Raw genomic sequence first — 13,537 nt, 5'->3', positions numbered from 1 at the left:
AGGGTCCAGGCCGCGGCGGGGGAGGCTAAACTCCCCCCTTCACTGGCTATCCGGGATCCATCCATGCGCAAGACCTTCCTCGCGGCCGCCGCCGCAGCCGCCACGGCCGCCGTCGCCTTCCCCGTGCACTCGGGCGAGGGCATGTGGGTGCCGCAGCAACTGCCGGAGATCGCCGGACCGCTGAAGAAGGCCGGGCTGAAGCTCAATGCCAACCAGCTCGCCGACCTGACCGGTGACCCGCTGGGCGCGGTGGTCTCGCTGGGCGGTTGCACCGCGAGCTTCGTTTCGCCGCAGGGCCTGGTCGCCACCAACCATCACTGCGCCTACGGCGCGATCCAGCTCAACTCGACGCCCGAGAACAACCTGATGCGCGACGGCTTCTACGCCGCGGCCCTCGGTGACGAGCTGAGCGCGGGCCCGACCTCGCGCATCTACGCGCTGGAGGCGATCGAGGACGTCACCGACCGCGTCCAGGCTGCCGTGGCCGCCGCGCCGGACGCCATCGGCCGCACCAGGGCGCTGGATGCGATCGAAAAGTCGCTGGTCGCCGCCTGCGAAGCCGACGCCGGCTACCGCTGCCGCCTCTACAGCTTTGCCGGCGGCAATACCTACCGCCTGTTCAAGAACCTCGAGATCCGCGACGTGCGCCTGGTGTACGCGCCGCAGGGCAGCATCGGCGCCTACGGCGGCGAGATCGACAACTGGATGTGGCCGCGCCACACCGGCGACTTCGCGTTCTATCGCGCCTACGTCGGCAAGGACGGCAAGCCGGCGGCCTACGCCGAGGACAACGTGCCGTTCCAGCCCAAGCGCTGGCTGAAGTTCGCGGACAAGCCGCTGGGCGCGGGTGATTTCGTGATGGTGGCCGGCTACCCGGGCCGCACCGCGCGCTATGCGCTGGCCAGCGAGTTCCAGGCCACGCAGGACTGGACGTACCCGACCATCAGCCGCCACTACAAGGCGCTGCAGGCGCTGGTGGCCAAGGCCGGCGAGTCGGACCCGGACATCGAGGTGAAGTACGCCAGCACCATGCGCGGCTGGGAAAACGTCTACAAGAATTACGACGGCCAGCTGGCCGGCTTCGAGCGCACCGGCGCGCTGGCCACCAAGCAGGCGGCCGAGGCCGGGGTACTGGCATGGGCCGCCGCACAGGGCGAGGCCGGCAAGCCGGCCATCGACGCCCACGCGCGCCTGCTCGAGCTCGAGGCCGCAAGCAATGCCACGCGCGAGCGCGACCTGGTGTTCGGCCAGTTCAACGGCACCGGCCTGCTGTCGGCGGCGATCCGCAGCTACCGCCTGGCGATCGAGCGCGAGAAGCCCGACGCCGAGCGCGAGCAGGGCTACCAGGAGCGTGACCTGCCGACGCTGGAGGGCGCCATCCGGCAGATGGATCGCCGCTACGTGACCAGCATGGATCGTGCTTTGCAGCAGTACTGGCTGGACGCATACGTGAAGCTGCCGGCCGACCAGCACGTCGAGGCGCTCGATACCTGGCTGGGCGGCACCGACGCCAAGGCGATCACGCGCACGCTGGACCGTGTCAACCGCAGCGAGCTGACCAATGCCGATGCGCGCATGACCTGGCTGAAGGCCGATCGCAAGACCTTCGAGCGCAGCAAGGATCCGGCGATCCGCTACGCGGTGGCGGTCATGCCCACGCTGCTCGCGCTCGAGGCCGAGCGCAAGACGCAGGCCGGCGACGCCCTGCAGGCGCGCCCGGTGTTCCTGCAGGCGATCGCCGACTACAAGGCCAGCAAGGGCGAGTTTGTCTATCCCGATGCCAACTCCTCGCTGCGCATCACGTTCGGCAACGTCAAGCCATACACCAAGCTTGACGGCACGCCGCAGCAGCCCTTCACGAAGCTGGAAGAAGTGGCCGCCAAGGCGACCGGCGAGGAGCCCTTCGACGCGCCCCCCGCGCTGCTCGAGGCGATCGCGGAGAAGCGCTATGGCGGCTTGGCCGACCGTCGCCTGAAGACCGTCCCGGTGAATTTCCTCTCCGACCTCGACATCACCGGTGGCAACTCCGGGTCGCCGGTGCTGGATGCACGCGGCCAGCTGGTGGGTTTGGCGTTCGACGGCAACTGGGAGTCGGTGGCGTCCAACTGGGTGTTCGATCCGGTGATGACGCGGATGATCTCGGTGGACCAGCGCTACATGCGCTGGGTGATGCAGGAGGTCTATCCGGCGCCGCGCGTGCTGGCGGAACTCGGCCTGACGCCCAAGCCGTGAGGATCCTGCTCGCCCGCCACGGCGAAACCACCTGGAACCGGGAAGGCCGCTACCAGGGCCAGGAAGACATCCCGCTGTCCGATGCCGGCGCCAAGCAGGCGCTGCGCCTGGGCGAGCGCCTGCACGACGTGCGCATCGCGCGCGCCGTGGCGTCGCCGCTCGGGCGCGCCTACGACACCGCGCGCCTCGCGCTCGGCGACGCGCGCGCGGACATGCTGGAGGTCGACAACGACCTGATGGAAATCGCCCACGGCAGCTGGGAAGGCAAGCTGGCAAGCGAGATCCGCGAGTCCGATCCCGAACGCCTCGCTGCCTGGCGTGACACCCCCGACAAGGTGCAGATGCCGGGCGGCGAGTCGCTCAAGCAGGTGCTGGCGCGCGCCTGGCCGGCGCTGGCGAATGCCTGCGAGGGCCTCGGCCCGGAGGACACGCTGCTGGTGGTGTCGCACGACGCGGTGAACCGCGTGCTGCTGTGCCGCGTGCTCGGCCTGCCGCTGTTCCGGCTGTGGACGTTCCGCCAGGCGCCGGCCACGCTCAACCTCCTCGAAGGCCCGGACGTCGAGCATCTCGACGTGGTGCGCCTGAACGACTGCGCGCATCACACGCTGCTGTTCGGCGAAGCGGTGCACCGCGCCCTCTGAGCACCCCGCGATGACCACTACGCGCAGCCTGGGCGACTGGCTCCGGTATATCGAGGGCCAGCACCCGCAGGCCGTCGACATGGGACTGGACCGCGTGCGCGCGGTCGCGGCACATATGCAGCTGGGGCGTCCGGCCACGCACGTCGTCACCGTCGCCGGCAGCAACGGCAAGGGCTCCACGGTGGCGTTCATCGAGGCCATCGCGCGCGCCGGCGGCCTGCGCGTCGGCGCCTACACGTCGCCGCACCTGCTCGCCTACAACGAACGCGTGCGCATCGACGGTGCCGATGCCGGCGATGCCGCGCTGGTGCGGGCGTTCGAGGCGGTCGAGGCCGCGCGCCACGACACCACGCTGACCTATTTCGAGTACGGCACCCTGGCGGCGCTGTGGCTGTTCGAGCGCGCCGGCCTGGACCTCGCGGTGCTCGAGGTCGGCCTGGGTGGCCGGCTCGACGCGGTCAATATCGTCGACCCCGACGTGGCCGTGGTCACCACCGTCGATCTCGACCACCAGGATTGGCTGGGCGCCGACCGCGAGGCGATCGGGCGCGAGAAGGCCGGCATCGCGCGCGCATGGAAGCCCCTGGTGCTGGGCGAGGACGATCCGCCGTCCAGTGTGCTCGGCCATGCCTACGCCATCGGCGCCTCGGCGATCCGCGGCGGCAGCGACTTCCGCTTCGGCCTGCACGACGACGGCAGCCCGGGCTGGTGGTGGCGCGAGCCCGGCTTCGAGCTCGCGCTGCCGATGCCGCGGCTGGCGGCGCCGACACAGCTGCGCAATGCCGCGACCGCGATCGCGGCACTGCGCGCGCTGGACGTGGACATCGACGATGACGCCTGGGCACGTGGCGTCGCAGCGGCCGATATTCCCGGGCGGCTGCAGCGGTTCGGACGCGGCGGCGTGACGGTGCTGGTGGACGTGGGCCACAACCCGCAGGCGGCGCGCGCGCTGGGCGACTGGCTGCGCACGCAGGCCGGGCAGGGTGGGCGCACGCACGCGGTATATGGCGCGCTCGTCGACAAGGACGCCGCCGGGGTGGTGGATGCGCTGGCGTCGCAGGTCGATGCCTGGTACCTCGCCGGACTTGCCGAGGCCGGCCCTCGCGGTGGCGATGCGGATGCGCTCGCCGCGCGCCTGGTCGGCACCGCGGCCATCGACGGCACGCACCATGCCGATGTCGCCGCCGCATTGTCCGCCGCAATCGCCCAGGCCTCCCCCGGCGATCGCGTGCTGGCCTTCGGCTCGTTCCATGTCGCCGCGGCCGCGCTGGCATGGCTGGCGGGCACGGGTTCAGAAGCCCGCGCGGGTGGCGGCGTATAATTCGCACGCCCCCTTGTCGCTTCGAGCGCATATGGATTCCGGACTGAAACAGCGCCTGATCGGCGCCGCGGTGCTGATCGCGCTTGCGGTGATCTTCCTGCCGATGCTTGTCCAGGGCCCGGCCCCGGACAGCGGCGTGTCCGACCTGTCGCTGCAGGTGCCGTCGGCGCCCGGCGGCCAGTACGCAACGCGCGACCTGCCGCTGGTGGTGCCCAATGCCACCAGCAGCGCAGGCCTGCTCGCCGATGACGGCAGCCTGGCGACGGTCGACACCGCCACTGCGCCGACGCCCGCGGGCGCACGCTCCGACGACGCCGCCGACCTGTCCAGCGCGCAGCCGCTGGTCGAGGAAGACGGCGTGGTGGCAACGCCGCTGCCGCCCGATCCCGCGGCCGCTGCCGCAGCGCCAGCCGCGGCTGTGGTTCCCACGCCGGCTGTAACCCCTGCAGTCGCGGCAGCGAAGCCCGTGGATGCGCCAAAGCCCGTCGCCGCCGCGCCCGCGCAGCGCCTGCCGGCCGCCACTGCCGGTGGCGACTACGTGGTGAGCTTCGGCGCCTACGCCACGCGCGCCGACGCCGGCGCGGTCGTCGATCGCCTGCGCAAGGCCAGCCTGCCGGGCTACGTGGAGGAAACCACGGTCAACGGTCGCGACGCCTGGCGCGTGCGCATCGGTCCCTACGCCTCGCGCGCGGACGCCGAATCGGCGCGCATCACCGCCGGCGGCATCGGTTCGCGTGCGCAGGCGCAGGTGGTCGCGCTCGACGCGCGCCCGTCCGCCACGCCCGCGGCCAGGCCAGTCGCCACGGCTCCGGCACCGGCGAAGCCGGCGGCCAGCACGCCCTCCACAGTTTCCGCGGTGCCCGCGCCCGCCGCCACGCCACCCGCCGCCGCCGCCGGCACCGGTTTCGCCGTGCAGCTCGGCGCGTTCGGCAACGCCGCGGATGCGCAGGCGCTGCGTGACCGCCTTCGGGCTGCCGGCATCGGTGCATTCACCGACACCGTGCAGACCGACAAGGGCGCACTCACGCGCGTCAAGGCCGGTCCGGTGCTCACCCGCGCCGAAGCGGACCAGCTCAAGGCGCGGATCAAGTCTTCGCAGGGCATCGACGGCCTGGTGCGCGCGCATCCCTGAGTCCTGCGGTCGACCCTTCGGCTGATCCTTTCCATCGCTCCATTCCAGACCTTGGCAGGACCCCATGTGCGGCATCGTCGGCATCGTTGGCACCACTGAAGTCGCACCCGCGCTGTACGACGGCCTGACCGTGCTCCAGCACCGCGGCCAGGACGCCGCGGGCATTGCCACCGCGGTTGGCACCCAGCTGCGCGTGCACAAGGGCAACGGCCTGGTGCGCGATGTCTTCGATGCGCGCGCCATGGCGCTGCTGGATGGCCGCGTGGGCATCGGCCACTGCCGCTACCCGACCGCGGGCTCGGAGGGCAGCGACGAGGCGCAGCCGTTCTACGTCAATTCGCCATTCGGCATCGCGCTGGCGCACAACGGGAACCTGGTCAACACCGACGCGCTGCGCCGCGAAGTGTTCGAGACCGACCGCCGCAACGTCAACACCCAGTCCGATTCCGAGGTCCTGCTCAACGTGTTCGCGCATGAGCTCGACCGCAGCCGCGCGCTGTCGCCGGAGACCGCGTTCGATGCCGTGGAAGGCGTGATGCGCCGTGCGAAGGGCGGGTTTTCCGTGGTGGCGGTGGTGCTCGGGCTGGGCCTGGTCGCGTTCCGCGACCGCAACGGCATCCGCCCGCTGGTGCTCGGCAAGCGGGAGACCGCGGAAGGCACCGAATACTGCGTGGCCTCGGAATCCGTGGCGCTCGACATCCTTGGCTTCGAGCACCTGCGCGACGTGGCGCCGGGCGAGGGCATCGTGATCACCGCGCGCGGCGAGCTGCATGCGCGGCAGTGCGCGGAGCCGGCCGAGCATGCGCCGTGCATCTTCGAATACGTGTATTTCGCGCGCCCGGACTCGATGATCGAGAACATCTCGGTGCACAAGGCGCGCATGCGCATGGGCGTGACGCTGGGCGAGAAGATCCTGCGCGAGCGGCCCGACCACGACATCGACGTGGTGATCCCGATCCCCGACACCTCGCGCGATTCCGCGCTCGAGCTCGCCAACGTGCTCAACGTGAAGTACCGCGAGGGCTTCATCAAGAACCGCTACGTGGGCCGCACCTTCATCATGCCGGGGCAGGTGGAGCGGGCGAAATCCGTGCGCCGCAAGCTCAATCCCATCCCGCTCGAGTTCCGCAACCGCGTGGTGCTGCTGGTGGACGATTCCATCGTGCGCGGCACCACGTCCAGGCAGATCGTGCAGATGGCGCGCGATGCCGGCGCGCGCAAGGTCTACCTGGCCTCCGCGGCGCCGCCGGTGCGCTATCCGAACATCTACGGCATCGACATGCCGTCGGTCGAGGAGCTGGTGGCGAATGGCCGCAGCGAGAAGGAGATCGAGGAATTGCTGGGCTGCGACTGGCTGGTCTACCAGGACCTCGCCGACCTCGAATCCGCGGTGGCCGGGCACAAGTTCCCCGGCAAGAAGTTCGACAGCTCCTGTTTCAGCGGCGAGTACGTGACCGGCATCGAGCCGGGCTACTTCGAGCGCCTGCGCCAGCTGCGCTCCGACGAGGCGAAGAAGAAGCGCCGCGTCGGCGCCTGAGCGTGGGCGCCTCGCTGTTCGACCACGCGCGCGACTGCCTCGCCGCGGCCTCCCCGGAGGACAAGGTGGCCGCGACGCACGCGGCTGCCGACGCGTTCCGGATCGGCGGGTTCGCGATCGATGCCGACGCGCCAGCGCCACGGCCCATCGCGATGCCCGGCCGCCCGCCGCGCCCGCGCCTGGTGCACCCGCGCGAGTTGCCGCGCAGGGGCTTCGGCAGCGATGAGGGGCGCGCGGCGTTCATCCACGCGATCGCGCACATCGAGTTCAACGCCATCGACCTCGGCTGGGACGCGGTCTATCGCTTCCGCGGCATGCCGGCGCAGTACTACGCCGACTGGGTGATGGTGGCCGACGACGAGGCGCGGCACTTCACGATGCTGCGCACGCGCCTGCAGGCGATGGGCTTCGACTACGGCGATTTCGGCGCGCACAACGGGCTGTGGGAAATGGCCGAGAAGACCGCGCACGACGTGCTGGCGCGCATGGCGCTGGTGCCGCGGGTGCTCGAGGCGCGCGGGCTGGACGTGACGCCTGGGATGATCGTGAAGCTGCGCGCGCTGGGCGACCATGCGACGGCCGACATCCTGGAGGTGATCCTGCGCGAGGAGATCGCGCACGTGGCCGCCGGCAGCCGCTGGTTCCGCTGGTGCTGCGAGCGCGAGGGCATCGATCCGGAGCCGCGCTTCCGCGCATTGCTGGTCGAGTACGCGCGCGCGGTGCTGCACGGGCCGTTCAACGTCGATGCGCGCAGCGCGGCGGGTTTCAGCGAGAACGAGCTGGCGGCGCTGGTACAGATTTCGGGCTGATCGCTGGCGGTCGCGCGGTCAGGCCTCCAGGCTGTCCAGGCGCATGCCATCGGCATCCACGCGCAACACCGATCCCTGCTCGTACCAGTCGCCGAGCACCACGCGCGTGCAGGCGCGGGCGTCGACATCCAGCACGTGGACCGCGGGGCGGTGGGTGTGGCCGTGGATCAGCAGGTCCACGCCATGCTCGCGGAATGCGGCCTCGACGGCGCTTGGTGCGGCGTCGGTGATCGCTTCCATGGTGCCGGCGTCGCGCAGTTCGCCCTGGCGCGCCTGGCTGGCGGCGCGCGCCTGGTGGGCGAAGGCGAGCCTCGCCGCGAGCGGTTGCGCGAGGAACTGCGCCTGCCACGCCGGGTTGCGGGTCTGCGCGCGGAACTGCTGGTAGGCGAGGTCATCGATGCACAGCGTGTCGCCGTGCATCAGGAGTGCGCGCCGTCCGTGCAGGGCGATGACGGTCGGGTCGTCCAGCAGGTGCATGCCGGCACGGCGCGCGTAGGCGGCACCCAGCAGAAAATCGCGGTTGCCGTGCATGAAATGCACCGGCACGCCCGACGCGGCGAGCGCGGCGAGGCGCTCGGCCACGAACGCGCCGGTCTCCGACGGGTCGTCATCGCCCACCCAGGCTTCGAACAGGTCGCCGAGGATGTAAAGGGCGTCGGCGCTGCGGGCTTCGCCGTCAAGGAACGCGCCGAACAGGCGGGTGATGTCCGGGCGCGCCGGATCGAGGTGCAGGTCGGAGACGAAGAGGGTGGCCATGCGGCGGATTGTAGGGTGAGACATCGCGACGCCGGCCATGGCACGGCGCGTCGGCGGCCTACGAGGCTAAAATCCCCGTTCTCCTGGATCACAGCAAACACCATGACCGTCCGCACCCGCTTCGCCCCCAGCCCCACCGGCTACCTGCACATCGGCGGCGCCCGCACCGCGCTGTACTGCTGGCTGGAGGCGCGCCGCCGCGGCGGGCAGTTCATCCTTCGCATCGAGGACACCGACCGCGAGCGCAGCACCCAGGGTGCGATCGACGCGATCCTCGAGGCAATGGAGTGGCTAGGCCTGGATTACGACGAGGGCCCGATCTACCAGACCGCGCGCGTCGACCGCTATCGCGAGGTGGCCGAACAGCTGGTCGCGGCCGGGCAGGCGTACTACGCCTACGAGTCCAAGGACGAGCTCGACGCCATGCGCGAAGTGGCGATGTCAAAGGGCGAGAAGCCGCGCTACAACGGCGCCTACCGCGAGCAGGGCGCGCCGTACCGCGACGATCCCAACCGCGTCATCCGCCTGAAGAACCCGCTGGATGGCGTGGTCGCGTGGGAGGACAAGGTCAAGGGCCGCATCGAGATCAGCAACACCGAACTCGACGACCTGGTGATCTTCCGCCCCGACGGCTACCCGACCTACAACTTCGCGGTGGTCGTCGACGACCTCGACATGCGCATCAGCGACGTGGTGCGCGGAGACGACCATGTCAACAACACTCCGCGCCAGATCAACATCTACCGCGCGCTGGGTGCCGAGGTGCCGGCGTTCTCGCACCTGCCGATGATCCTCGACGAACAGGGCGCCAAGCTTTCCAAGCGCACCGGCGCGGCCGACGTCATGCAGTACCGCGACGCCGGCTACCTGCCGCACGCACTGCTCAACTACCTGGCGCGCCTGGGCTGGTCGCACGGCGACCAGGAGATCTTCTCCATCGACGAGCTGAAGGCGCTGTTCGACCTCAAGGACGTCAACGCCAAGGCCGCGCGCCTGGACATGGCCAAGCTCGGCTGGCTCAACCAGCAGTACCTGAAGAGCGATGCGCCGGCGGACATCGCGAAACATCTCGAGTGGCACCTGCGGGCCGCGGGTTACGACCTCGCGGCCGGACCCGCGCCGGCCGACGTGGTGCTGGCGCTGCGCGACCGCGTGCAGACGCTCAAGGACATGGCCGAGCGCGCCGCCGTCTGGTACCAGCCGCTGACGGAATACGATGCCGCGGCCGTGGCCAAGCACCTGACCGCCGCCGCCGGCATGCCGCTGGCCGAAGCACGCGTGCGCTTCGAAGCGCTGCCGGAGTGGAGCGCCGAGGCGATCCATGGCGCGCTGCAGGCGGTGGCCGAGGCGCTCGGCATCGGCATGGGCAAGGTGGCGCAGCCGCTGCGCGTGGCGATCACCGGCACGCAGGTGAGCCCGGACATCGCGCACACCGTGTACCTGGCGGGGCGCGACGAAGCGCTGAAGCGCATCGACGCCGCCATCGCACGCACCGGCTGAAAGCGCGTTCTCGGTGCGCCGGCTTGAGTCGGTGCGCCATGGCCACCATCATGGGGTCATGTCCGAGCACGTTCACGCCTGTACGCATCCCACGCACCACGTCCACGATGGCAAGGCCTTCGTGGCCGCGGTCGAAGATGCGTGCCGTGAGCGCGGCCTGCGCCTGACGCCGATCCGCGCCCACGTGCTTGGCCTGATCGCCGAGGCCGGGCAGCCCATCAAGGCCTACGACCTGCTTGATCGCGTGCGCGACGGCAAGGGCCCGGGTGCCGCCGCGCCGCCCACCGTTTACCGCGCGCTGGATTTCCTGCTCGCCAACGGCTTCATCCACAAGCTGCAGTCGGTGAACGCGTTCGTGGCCTGCCACCATCCCAGCACGGCGCAGCACTCGGTGCCGTTCCTGATCTGCGACAGCTGCCATGCCGCGATCGAGCTCGAAGACCTGCAGGTGGTCGGCGCACTGCGTGATCGCGCGCTGGCGCTCGGCTTCCGGCCGCGCGCGCAGACGCTGGAAGTGCATGGCACCTGTGCGCAGTGCCTGGCCAGCGGTGACGCGGCGGGCGAGACCTGACGGCGCGCTCCCGCGCTGCCCGTTGCCGGCCGTGACCGCCTAGAAGAACACGCGCACGCCCGCGGTCACGCCGCGGCCGGCCAGCGGCGCGAGGTCCTTGAGCACCGAGGTATGCACGCGCGCTTCTTCGTTCAGCAGGTTGCGGCCGTCGACGAAGAGTTCCATCGCGTTGCCGTTGGCGCCGTCGCGGTGCCAGGCGACGCTGGCATGCACCAGCGTGTAACCGGGCGACGTGGTCTCGAACTGCGCAACGTGGTCCTGGCGCGCGTAACGCACCGCGCCCAGCGATGCCCGCCACTGCGCGCCCTGCCAGCGCAGTTCGCTGCCGAGGCGGCGCGGCGCGATGCGCGGCAGGTTGCCTTCGGGCACCAGTTCGGCGGTGTATTCGTGGGCGTGGTCGCCGTGCGCGATGCTGGCGTTGAACATGTGGCTGGCGCCGCCGTCGAGGCGTCCGCGCACCACGTCGGCGAACGTCCGCAGGCTCCATGCGCCGTGGTCGCGCTCGGCGAAATCCCACTGCGCCTCGACTTCGCCGCCGTGGAAGCGCGCGTCGCCCTGGTGCCAGGCGCGCAGCGCGAGGCCGTCGTCTTCCAGGCCTGTGTCGGCCAGGTAGATGAAATCGTCATAGCGCACCTGGAACAGCGACGCGCCCAGGCGCAGCGGGCCGTGGTGCCAGTGGAGGCCGATCTCCGCGCGGTTCGCGGTCTCCGGATCGAGGTCCGGGTTGCCGAACTCGAAGCTCTGCGTGGCGACGTGCATGCCGTTCGAGTACAGCTCCTCGGCGGTCGGGGTGCGCTGCGCGCTGTCCAGTCCGAACGAGAGATGCAGGTCCGGCGAGACGTCCCAGCGCATGGCGAGCGAGGCGCTGGTGGCGTCGAAATCACGCGAGGGGCCGATCGCGTCCACCGGCGCCACATCGATCCTGTTGCGGTCGTGGCGCAGGCCGAGTTCGACGCCGAATGCGCCGAAATTGCGCTCGCCGATCCAGAACAGGCCGCCGTCGCGCGCCTTGGAATCGGGCACGAAGGCCTCGTCGCCGAGCGCGCTGAAATCGCGTTGCGACCACTGCAGTCCGAACGCGCCCTGCCAGCCGCCCAGCGGGCGGTGCACGAGCTCGACACGGCCCTCCAGCGTGGTGTTGTCGAACACCGTGCCCACCGCATCCCCTTCGTACTCGGTGTGCGTGTAGTCGGTGTGGGCGAGCTTGACGCGCAGGCTCTCGAACGCGCCGATGTCGTCCAGCCCGCCGCGGACCTCGTTGCGGCGCTGGTCCATCACGACGTGCACGGCGCCGTCGGCGTCGGCGTCCGCGTGCGCACCGGCTTCTTCGTGGGCATGTCCGTCGCCATCCGCGCTTGCATGGCTGTGGCCCGGTACCCCATAGCGCGTGTTGAACAGGCTGTGGCCAATACCCAGGAAACCACCGTCGCCGATGTACGACACGCCCAGCGCGCCACTGTCGGTGCGCACGAAGCTGTTGGGCAGGTAGCCACGGACGGCCTCGTCTTCCTCGTGGTGGTCGTGATCGTCATGATCGTCGTGGTGCAGGTCTGCGCGCTCGGCATACCCGGGGATGTCGTAGTTGCCGGTCTCGCGATGCAGCGCGTCGAAATGGAACACCACACGCCCGGACGCCGAGGTGCCGTCGAGGCGCACCATGCCGGTGCGCTCGTCGTTGACGCTGCCGGCGCGCAGCTCGGCACGGCCCTCGAGCGGCGACGACGTGGCCGTTTCCGGGATGCGGCCGTCGATCACGTTGACCGCGCCGCCGATGGCACCGCTGCCGTACAGCAGCGTCGCCGGGCCCTTGAGCACTTCGATCTGGTTGGCGAGGAACGGCTCGATGCTGACCGCATGGTCCGCGCTGACGGTCGACACGTCGCCGGCGGACAGCCCGTCGCTCAGCACCTGCACGCGCGCGCCCTCGAGGCCGCGGATGACCGGGCGGCCGACGCCGGCGCCGAAGAACGAAGACTGCACGCCCGGCAGGCGCGACACGGTTTCGCCCAGCGAGGCGGCCTTGGCCTCGTCCAGCTGCTCTCCGGCCAGCACCGCCACCGGGCGCGCCAGGTCCTCGGCCGTGCGGGCCAGGGGGTTGGCGCGCACCACGATGCCGCTGAGGTCGGCGATCCCGTCGTCGTGCCGGGGATCGTCCTGGGCGGCGGTGGCCACGGTGGGCAGGCCGCCGAGAGCGAAAGCCAGGGCGAGGCGGAGTGGGGTCGGGCGGAAGCGCTGGGGGGACATGAACAACCTGGGCTTGGATGGCGGCGGGAAGTGTTATAACATTTCATCACTGACGCAACCCTTACGGAAGTCATGGCTTCACCGTCCGCCATCCGCAACGCAGACCGCGTCGGCTTTGCCGCATCGTTCCTGTGCGCGATCCACTGCGCGCTGCTGCCGGTCGCGCTGGCGCTGTTGCCGGCGCTTGGCTTCACGGCCGTGGGCTGGGTGGACATCGACCAGGCATTCGTGGTGTTCGCCACGCTGCTCGGTGCCACCACGTTGTCGCTGGGCTACCGCCGGCATCGCGCGTTCCGGGCGTGGGCGTTGCTGCTGCCGGGGCTGGGCCTGGTCTGGGCGGGCGCGTTCACGGCGCTGCACACGCACGGTGTGGCCCATGCGGCGGTGATGGTCTCCGGCGGGCTGTTGCTGGCAACGGCCCACCTCGTCAACCTGCGCCTGACACACGCCGCGGCCAGCACCGTTCCAGCGCCGTAAACCCGCATGCGTGCTAGGATTCGCGCCCTGCGGCGTGCATGCGCGCGCCGGATCGAACAACCTCCAGGAGCATCACATGGGCAAGGGCGACCGCAAGACCGCCAAGGGCAAGCGCTTCAACTCCAGCTACGGCAATTCCCGTAGCCAGGTGACCACCAAGGCCGCGGGCACCGCTGCCGCGCCGGTCGCGAAGAAGGCTGCCAGCAAGACCGTTGCCAAGGCGCCGGCCAAAAAGGCCGTGGCCAAGAAGACCGTCGCCAAGGAATAACGCGCCCTGTCAGCGCGATCGAGAGAAGCCCCGCCTGCGCGGGGCTTTC

General features: G+C 70.5%; 12 protein-coding genes. 10 read left to right on the top strand and 2 right to left on the bottom strand.

From position 1 onward, the window contains the following. The first annotated feature begins 141 nt into the window (after positions 1 to 141). From IDM46_RS09620 to IDM46_RS09595, 6 genes are all read left to right on the top strand, one after another. Positions 142 to 2,232 carry a S46 family peptidase gene (locus tag IDM46_RS09620; RefSeq protein ID WP_223878069.1) on the top strand — a complete coding sequence of 697 codons (2,091 nt, stop codon included), beginning with the start codon at positions 142 to 144 and terminating at the stop codon, positions 2,230 to 2,232. Next, positions 2,229 to 2,873 (top strand): histidine phosphatase family protein, encoded by a 645-nt coding sequence (locus tag IDM46_RS09615; protein ID WP_182820393.1) that lies wholly within the window; start codon positions 2,229 to 2,231, stop codon positions 2,871 to 2,873. Before IDM46_RS09620 ends, IDM46_RS09615 begins: the two co-directional genes overlap by 4 nt. 10 nt (positions 2,874 to 2,883) lie before the next feature. Further along, positions 2,884 to 4,194 (top strand): bifunctional tetrahydrofolate synthase/dihydrofolate synthase, encoded by a 1,311-nt coding sequence (gene folC / locus IDM46_RS09610; RefSeq protein WP_185115571.1) that lies wholly within the window; start codon positions 2,884 to 2,886, stop codon positions 4,192 to 4,194. A 31-nt stretch (positions 4,195 to 4,225) separates the two neighbouring features. Next, positions 4,226 to 5,326, top strand: coding sequence for an SPOR domain-containing protein (locus tag IDM46_RS09605; RefSeq protein ID WP_185115570.1), 1,101 nt, complete (start codon positions 4,226 to 4,228; stop codon positions 5,324 to 5,326). A 64-nt stretch (positions 5,327 to 5,390) separates the two neighbouring features. Further along, positions 5,391 to 6,863: an amidophosphoribosyltransferase gene (gene purF, locus IDM46_RS09600; protein ID WP_185115569.1), complete on the top strand. Its 1,473-nt coding sequence runs from the start codon at positions 5,391 to 5,393 to the stop codon at positions 6,861 to 6,863. After that, complete coding sequence (locus tag IDM46_RS09595) at positions 6,860 to 7,672, top strand: ferritin-like domain-containing protein (RefSeq protein ID WP_185115595.1); 813 nt, start codon at positions 6,860 to 6,862, stop codon at positions 7,670 to 7,672. The genes purF and IDM46_RS09595 overlap by 4 nt, the downstream gene beginning before the upstream one ends. An 18-nt stretch (positions 7,673 to 7,690) precedes the next feature. Here the strand turns inward: IDM46_RS09595 and lpxH are convergent, their stop codons facing one another. Further along, entirely contained in the window at positions 7,691 to 8,428 is a 738-nt protein-coding gene (gene lpxH, locus IDM46_RS09590) for a UDP-2,3-diacylglucosamine diphosphatase (protein ID WP_185115568.1), read from the bottom strand. A gap of 102 nt (positions 8,429 to 8,530) precedes the next feature. Here lpxH and gltX point away from each other — a divergent pair, with 102 nt between their 5' ends. Together gltX and IDM46_RS09580 are read left to right on the top strand one after the other, a co-directional pair. Beyond that, positions 8,531 to 9,928 (top strand): glutamate--tRNA ligase, encoded by a 1,398-nt coding sequence (gltX, locus tag IDM46_RS09585; RefSeq protein ID WP_185115567.1) that lies wholly within the window; start codon positions 8,531 to 8,533, stop codon positions 9,926 to 9,928. Positions 9,929 to 9,986: 58 nt separating this feature from the next. Continuing rightward, positions 9,987 to 10,499: a transcriptional repressor gene (locus tag IDM46_RS09580; RefSeq protein ID WP_185115566.1), complete on the top strand. Its 513-nt coding sequence runs from the start codon at positions 9,987 to 9,989 to the stop codon at positions 10,497 to 10,499. Between the two features lie 39 nt (positions 10,500 to 10,538). Here IDM46_RS09580 and IDM46_RS09575 read toward each other — a convergent pair whose 3' ends face one another. Further along, the gene (locus IDM46_RS09575; protein ID WP_185115565.1) at positions 10,539 to 12,743 is read right to left on the bottom strand and encodes a TonB-dependent receptor; all 2,205 of its coding nucleotides are present in this window, start codon (positions 12,741 to 12,743) and stop codon (positions 10,539 to 10,541) included. Between the two features lie 72 nt (positions 12,744 to 12,815). Here IDM46_RS09575 and IDM46_RS09570 point away from each other — a divergent pair, with 72 nt between their 5' ends. Beyond that, positions 12,816 to 13,220 (top strand): MerC domain-containing protein, encoded by a 405-nt coding sequence (locus tag IDM46_RS09570; protein WP_185115564.1) that lies wholly within the window; start codon positions 12,816 to 12,818, stop codon positions 13,218 to 13,220. A gap of 34 nt (positions 13,221 to 13,254) precedes the next feature. Continuing rightward, positions 13,255 to 13,488, top strand: a complete 234-nt coding sequence (locus IDM46_RS09565) for a 30S ribosomal protein THX (protein ID WP_223877950.1) — start codon at positions 13,255 to 13,257, stop codon at positions 13,486 to 13,488. Positions 13,489 to 13,537 lie beyond the last annotated feature (49 nt).

The sequence above is a fragment of the Luteimonas sp. MC1825 genome, assembly GCF_014764385.1.
Lineage (GTDB): Bacteria > Pseudomonadota > Gammaproteobacteria > Xanthomonadales > Xanthomonadaceae > Luteimonas.
This window is presented reverse-complemented; position numbering and strand designations above follow the sequence as displayed.

Excerpts from the sequence above, each read along its gene's own strand:
- IDM46_RS09620 (WP_223878069.1), top strand. The coding sequence starts at position 142 with ATGTGGGTGCCGCAGCAACTGCCGGAGATCGCCGGACCGCTGAAGAAG.
- folC (WP_185115571.1), top strand. The coding sequence starts at position 2,884 with ATGACCACTACGCGCAGCCTGGGCGACTGGCTCCGGTATATCGAGGGC.
- IDM46_RS09605 (WP_185115570.1), top strand. The coding sequence starts at position 4,226 with ATGGATTCCGGACTGAAACAGCGCCTGATCGGCGCCGCGGTGCTGATC.
- purF (WP_185115569.1), top strand. The coding sequence starts at position 5,391 with ATGTGCGGCATCGTCGGCATCGTTGGCACCACTGAAGTCGCACCCGCG.
- lpxH (WP_185115568.1), bottom strand. The coding sequence starts at position 8,428 with ATGGCCACCCTCTTCGTCTCCGACCTGCACCTCGATCCGGCGCGCCCG.
- gltX (WP_185115567.1), top strand. The coding sequence starts at position 8,531 with ATGACCGTCCGCACCCGCTTCGCCCCCAGCCCCACCGGCTACCTGCAC.
- IDM46_RS09580 (WP_185115566.1), top strand. The coding sequence starts at position 9,987 with ATGTCCGAGCACGTTCACGCCTGTACGCATCCCACGCACCACGTCCAC.
- IDM46_RS09575 (WP_185115565.1), bottom strand. The coding sequence starts at position 12,743 with ATGTCCCCCCAGCGCTTCCGCCCGACCCCACTCCGCCTCGCCCTGGCT.
- IDM46_RS09570 (WP_185115564.1), top strand. The coding sequence starts at position 12,816 with ATGGCTTCACCGTCCGCCATCCGCAACGCAGACCGCGTCGGCTTTGCC.